At 64.7% G+C, this 6,024-nt stretch carries 4 protein-coding genes and 1 pseudogene; all 5 read right to left on the bottom strand.

Features of this window, described 5'->3' with window-relative positions:
- Positions 1-439: pseudogene (locus WAN02_RS27305) on the bottom strand (aldehyde dehydrogenase); the annotation flags it as partial.
- Between the two features lies 1 nt (position 440).
- The gene (locus WAN02_RS27300; RefSeq protein ID WP_422268279.1) at positions 441-1,535 is read right to left on the bottom strand and encodes a phenazine antibiotic biosynthesis protein; all 1,095 of its coding nucleotides are present in this window, start codon (positions 1,533-1,535) and stop codon (positions 441-443) included.
- Positions 1,536-1,782: 247 nt separating this feature from the next.
- Positions 1,783-2,562 (bottom strand): esterase/lipase family protein, encoded by a 780-nt coding sequence (locus WAN02_RS27295; RefSeq protein WP_422268277.1) that lies wholly within the window; start codon positions 2,560-2,562, stop codon positions 1,783-1,785.
- Positions 2,546-4,345 carry an AMP-dependent synthetase/ligase gene (locus WAN02_RS27290; protein WP_422268275.1) on the bottom strand — a complete coding sequence of 600 codons (1,800 nt, stop codon included), beginning with the start codon at positions 4,343-4,345 and terminating at the stop codon, positions 2,546-2,548. The genes WAN02_RS27295 and WAN02_RS27290 overlap by 17 nt, the downstream gene beginning before the upstream one ends.
- 183 nt (positions 4,346-4,528) lie before the next feature.
- On the bottom strand, positions 4,529-6,024 hold a 1,496-nt coding region (locus tag WAN02_RS27285), incomplete at its 5' end, for a thioester reductase domain-containing protein (RefSeq protein WP_422268273.1).

The raw sequence follows: 6,024 nt of genomic DNA, 5'->3' as shown, positions 1-6,024 counted from the left end.
GCCGGGCCCACACCGCGCCGCCCGCGCGCCCGTCACGCCAGTCGAGCACCGCTCCCGACGGCCGGGCCGCGTGCACCGCGCCGAAAGCCGATGCGACACCGTCGGCAACGCTGCGGGCGCCGGCCCGGGTCACCGAGATCGGCACGCCCGAAATCCGGCTGGCCGCAACGATGTAGGCGTCGAAGTCCAGCCCGGCGATCACCCCATTGGCAAAAGCATCGGCGGCCTTGCCCAACGCGGCGTCCCGTTCGCGCGCGGGCAGCGGCCGGACACCGCGTTGAGCGCTGATGGCGCGCGTGACGTACAGCGATGGCGCCATGCTGAGTTCGGCGACGGCGACGCCATCGGTGGTCATGACCGGTTCGCGGTTGCGGGTCCGGTAGGCCCCGTCGGGGCCCAGCGCATCGATGGCGATCAGATCCGTTGCGTCGGAGGCCATCTCAGTAAACGCCTTCGATGACCGGTTCGCCCTCGAAGGAGGCGACGGGCCGCACCTCGCTAACCGAATCGCCGACCTGACCGGGGAGTCCCGGCATCCGGATGGCACTGTCGCGTTCCAGATTGTTCGGCAGGAACATGCCCTTGCTGATGTGATTCATCACCACCTGGCCGCGGTGGCCGTACGGCACTTCGTCGCCGCTATCGGGATCCATGACCCAGAAGGTTGCGTACGGACTGCGTGGGTGGAAGACGAACGGGTCGTCGTCGCGGCGGCGGGTGATCGCCTGGGAAAGAATCATCGTGCTGCCAAACGCCATCGTGATCGTCGTCTTCGGGAAGATCCCGCTCAGCAGATCCAGCGTGTCGACGTCCACGTGCGCACCGCTGAGCAGCATGAAGCCGATCTTCTCGTTCATCAGGTTGACCACGTCGTCATTGCGGGCCATGGCCTCGAGCAGCGGTGGCGTGGTGTGCAGGTTCGCGATGCGCTGGGTCTGCAGCACATGAACGGCCTGCTCGACGAGATGGTCGACGTAGGCCGCCACCTCCGAAGCGGCGTTGCGGGCAGTGATCTTCTTGACCCATCGTGGGTCCAGGTCGATGGCGTGAAAGGTCGAGCCGAGCCGCTCGGAGACCAGGCGAGAGAAGTAGCCCACGCCGTGCGGCCCGCTCGGCATCATGCACAGGAAGCCGCGGCCACGCAGGAAGCCGCCGCCGGCGAAATCCTCGGTCTGCCACTCGACGATCTGGGCTACCCAATCCGGCAGCTGGACAGTCCTTTTCGGTGCGCCTGTGGTACCACCGGATTCGAAGATCTGAGGCACCGGCGGCGGTGATCCGTACCCACGCGGAATCAGGTCTTCGACGGCCTCGGTTCGCAATTCACTCAAAAGATTTGGAAACAGTCGTAGATCGGTGAAGGTGTTGATGTCGGTCAGCGGGTTGAAGTCCAGCGTGCGGGCCGTCCGCAGCCAGAACGCGCTGCCGGTTTCCTCGCCGAAGTGCCAGGCGATCGCGGTCCGCAAAAACGCCTCCGGGTCATCCACCGGCGCTGACCGTGGCACGTCCAGCAGCGAAAAATCGATGTCGACCATCTCCCGATCATCTCGCAGCCCGGATCGGCCGGGCAATCGACCACCCGTCAATCCGCTTTACCGAGAGTGGTTTTCGTACCCTGTTCACCGTCTGTAGCGGCGGTATTGGCCAGCCCGACACCTCGCGCGGGTGGGTCACTTGGTGCGCGAGCGTGGCGACTGTGCAGCTCGAATACGTGATTTCGCCATTTCCACGTGCGCAAGCTGCACAATCGGCATCGACGAAATCCCGACTTCTATGTTGCAGTCAGCGCCGATACGGCTGCCAGCCGCCTTCGGGTTGAGCCAGCCGGTCGGCGATCACCGACAGCGTTTGGACGTTGTGGCCGTAACCCAAGTGGCTGCTGCGTACCTCGATGTTCTCCGTTGCAGCGGCGGGCACGCTGGTGCAGCACTGCCAGGCTACGATGCCGTCCGATTTGCTGTAGATGCAGGTCGTCGGCACCGACAGTGGTTGGGCTCGCCGGTCCAGCGCCCGTTCGGAGACGGCTTCGCTGGCGTCGGCACCACGATTCACCAGGCGCCATACCCGCCACACGGTGCTGGCCTGGTGATTGCCCCGAAACGGTGACCCCAGCGTGATCACCGACCGGACATCGTCGGGCAGCGTGCGGGCCAGTTCGCGAGCGTAGATACCGCCGGCGCTCCAGCCGATGAGACTCACCCGGCGGCCGTCGGTTCGGTCCCGGATGTGGTGCAGGCGCGCCGGTAGCGTTTCCGTCATGCTGGCGCGATAACCCATGTTGGTGCCCAGGCCCCAGTCGTAGACCCGATAATTCAACTGGCGCAACACGTTACGCAGCAGTTCGGTCGATCCGGGGCCGGCCAGGAACCCCGGCAGCACGAGAACGGGATGCCCGTCGCCGCGCGGCCAGCCCGCGATGCGGCGCATTGCCAGACGAGCCGAAACGTACTCCAGACCGGTGCGCCACTCGAGCGTGCGGAGCAGGGGTCCCGGTAGCGCGGCGTTAGCGGCATCGGGAAGCCCAGCCGACGGCTCGGCGACCGGCTCAGGAGTAGAAGCCATCCAAGGTCTCCTTGTTTTGCTCAGCGACAACGCCGCGCTTGACCTTGAGTGACGGTGTCAACTGGCCACCGTCGACGGAGAGGTCGTGGTCGAGCACCGCCCACTTCTTGATCGTCTCCCACCGGTTCAGGCTGGCGTTGAGCTTCTTGACGTGCTCGTCGATCATGTCGTGCACCTCGTCGGATTTCGTGAGGTCCTGATACGACTTGCCGCCCAGCCCATTGTCCTTGGCCCACCCGCTGATCGAGTCCTCGTCGAGCGTGACCAGAGCGGCTGCGAAGTTCTTGCCCTCGCCGAACACCATGAACTGGCTGGCGTACGGGCATAGCGTCGCGAATTTCGCCTCAATGGCCGGCGGTGCGACGTATTTGCCGTTGGACAGCTTGAACAATTCCTTGATCCGGCCGGTGATGGACAGGAAGCCGTCGTCGTCGAGCTTGCCCTGATCCCCGGTGGACAGCCAGCCGTCCTTCAGCGCCTCAGCGGTGGCGTCGTCCAAGTGGTGGTAGCCGGCCATCACGCAGTCGCTGCGGAACTGCACCTCGCCGGCGTCGCTGATGCGAACCTCGGTGCCCTCGAATGGCAATCCAACGGTGCCGAGCTTGTAGTTGTCCGGCCGGTTGATGAAGCCGGCGCCCGACGATTCGGTCAGCCCGTAGCCCTCGAGGATCAAAACGCCTGCCGCTTCGAACCATTCGGCGATATCGCGGTTCAGCGGCGCGGAACCGGAGATGAAGAACCGGATCCGCCCCCCGAACACGTCGCGGATCTTGTCGAACACCAGCCGGTCGAACAGGCGTTCCTGCAGCACCAAATGGGGCCAGACGAATTTGCCTTCGCGGCGGCGGCGGGCGACCTCTTTACCCACCGCGAACGCCCACCCGAAAAGGACGGCTTGGGCGCCCTTCTGCTGCGTGACGATCTTGTTGTAAGCCTTTTCGAAGATGCGCGGCGCGGCGCCCATGAAGGTCGGTTTCACTATCCCGCAGTTCTCGACGATCTTGTCGACGCGACCGTCGATCGCGGTGGCGAAACCGCACGCCACCTGGGTGGCGATCAGCACCTTGCCGAAGGCGTGCGCCAGAGGCAGCCACAGCAGCTGCAGATCGTTTCCGTCGAGCAGACCCATGTCGGAGATCACACCGCCGGTGTACACCCAGGCCTCGTGGCGCAGTCGCACACCTTTCGGCTTGCCGGTGGTCCCGGACGTGTAGATCAGCGTCGCCAACTGCTCGGGCTTGATCTCGTCGGCGACCTTGCTTACGCAGTCGGCATGCTCGGCCAGGTACTTCGCACCCTGGTCGGCCAGGTCGTCCAGGGTGATCACCCAGTCGTCGTCCGACGATCCGTCGAACAGCACGACCTTGGTCAGATTCGGCAGCTCGCTGCGCTGCTGGTTCAGCTTCTCGAGCTGGGTGTCGTCCTCGGCGAAGACGATCTTCGAACCGGAGTCGGCCAGGATGTAAGCGGTGTCCTCGGCATTTGTGCTCGGGTAGACGGTGGTCGTTGCGGCTCCGGCGCACAGGATCGCCAGGTCGGCCAGGATCCATTCCAGCCGGGTGGCAGAGGCGATGCCGACTCGGTCTTCAGGCTCGACACCGAGCGCCAGCAGGCCGGCCGCCAACGCCTCCACCCGCTGGGCGGCCTGGTTCCAGGTGACCGAGGTCCAGCCACCGTTCTCGGGGATGCGGAAGGCCTCGTTGTCTCCTGACTTTTCGACGCGCTGCAGGAACAACTGCGCCAAATTGTCCGCTCGGTCTGGGCTAGCACTCGTCTTGGCCATCGGACTTCCCTCTGCTCTCAGCGACATCGCACTCGTCTATGCATGACGACCCGCTGCGTCCGGCCTCGCCGCGCTTGCGCTCGTCATGGATTGATCTTGCTGCGAGTGCCCACCGCTGTCTGGCCAAAACGTGAATTCGCTGCTCGATTGAGATGGCGCGCCGCCACAACCCGCGCCGTCGGGCTAGCCGTGATTCGCCAGCAGAGCCAGGTGCTGCAGGTCGGTGACGTATTTGTCGATCAGTGCGCTCGACAGGTGGGGAATGTCTTTGTCTGCGCCGATTTTGGCCGCCTGAACTGCGGTGCGAAAAACCTCGGTGGGGGTTGGGCTGCCGCGCAGCGCCTTTTCGGGTTTGCGATAGGCGCCGAGCAGAGGCAGCACCGACCGCTGTCGTTGCTTCTCCGGTAGCGCTTTCAGCGTGGTTTCAAACCGGGTGAGCCACTCGTTGTAGTCGCCAATCCGGTGGATCTTGTGGCCGGCGTCGATGAGCCAATCCACGAAGGTGTCCAACGAGATGCCGTCGTCGTGCGGATTCTCCACATCGAAAGAACGGAACCCGTCGGTGACCTGCTTCCCCAGCGTGGTGACGGCTTCGGCGACGAAGTCGGCGGGCACTCCGGCGTAGTGCGCCCTGGCCCGATTCCCCGCCGAGTCGGTCTGATAGAAGGACCCGGGAGCGATACCTGTGGTCAGCAGGCTCAAGAGCAGCCTGGTGAAATTGTCGACCACATTGAGCTGCCCGACGTATCGGCTGTGGGCCAGGATCATGTCGGAGCGGAAAACCGCCACCGGCAGGCCGCACAGGTCATTCGCCTCACGCAGCAGGACTTCCCCGGCCCACTTGCTGTTCCCGTAGCCATTGGCGTACGAGTCGTCGATCGCGCGCGCAGGGCTGATGACGCGGATATCGCCGTCCTCGACAAACTTCTCGGGCGCGATCGGCATGGCGACCGCCACCGTCGACATGAAGGTGACCGGTTTGATCCGCGAGGAGATCGCCAGCTTGATCACCTCGGCGGTACCGACAACGTTGGGGCCGAACAGTTGGTCGTAGGGCAGCACGTGATTGACCAACGCGCCGACGTGCGAGATCAGGTCCACGCTTTCGGCCAATCGCTGCCAGGTCGCGTCGTCGAGGCCGAGGTTGGGTTCGCCGATGTCGCCGACGATGACTTCCAGGTGCTCGGTGGCCAGCTCACGGAAGTGACCGAGCAGCTCGGGGTCTCCGCTGTCGAAGACCGTCTCCAGTCGCGCACGTGCCGCGTCGGCATCGCTGCCGCGGATGATGGTGATCAGCTTGCCGCCGGTGCGGGACAGCCGTTCCAGCCACTCCAGCGTCACGAAACGACCGAGGTACCCGTTGGCGCCGGTGAGCAGGACGGTCTGTGGCTCCGCGGCGGCTCGCGGCAGTGTGGTCGCCGCAGTCAGGGTCGCGGCGTCGATGAACCTGTCCAGTGTCAAATCACTTGCGTAGACGGTGGTTTCGCCCTTTCCGTGGATGGTGGCGAAGGTGGGACGCGTCGAACCCGACCGGCGCTCGGTCTCGATGTAGTCGGCGATCTGGCGCAGGTCGCTCGCGGGACTGACAATCACCCCCACCGACACCTCGACGCCCAGCAACTCGTGAAGCAAATTGGAGAACGTCAACGCAGACAGCGAATCCCCGCCCAGGTCGGTGA

It is taken from the genome of Mycobacterium sp. (assembly GCF_049281135.1).
GTDB lineage: Bacteria > Actinomycetota > Actinomycetes > Mycobacteriales > Mycobacteriaceae > Mycobacterium.
The sequence above is the reverse complement of the archived record's forward strand: the minus strand, read 5'-3'. Positions and strand labels throughout refer to the sequence as shown.

Coding starts and splice junctions, on each gene's coding strand:
- WAN02_RS27300 (WP_422268279.1), bottom strand. CDS start 1,535: ATGGTCGACATCGATTTTTCGCTGCTGGACGTGCCACGGTCAGCGCCG.
- WAN02_RS27295 (WP_422268277.1), bottom strand. CDS start 2,562: ATGGCTTCTACTCCTGAGCCGGTCGCCGAGCCGTCGGCTGGGCTTCCC.
- WAN02_RS27290 (WP_422268275.1), bottom strand. CDS start 4,345: ATGGCCAAGACGAGTGCTAGCCCAGACCGAGCGGACAATTTGGCGCAG.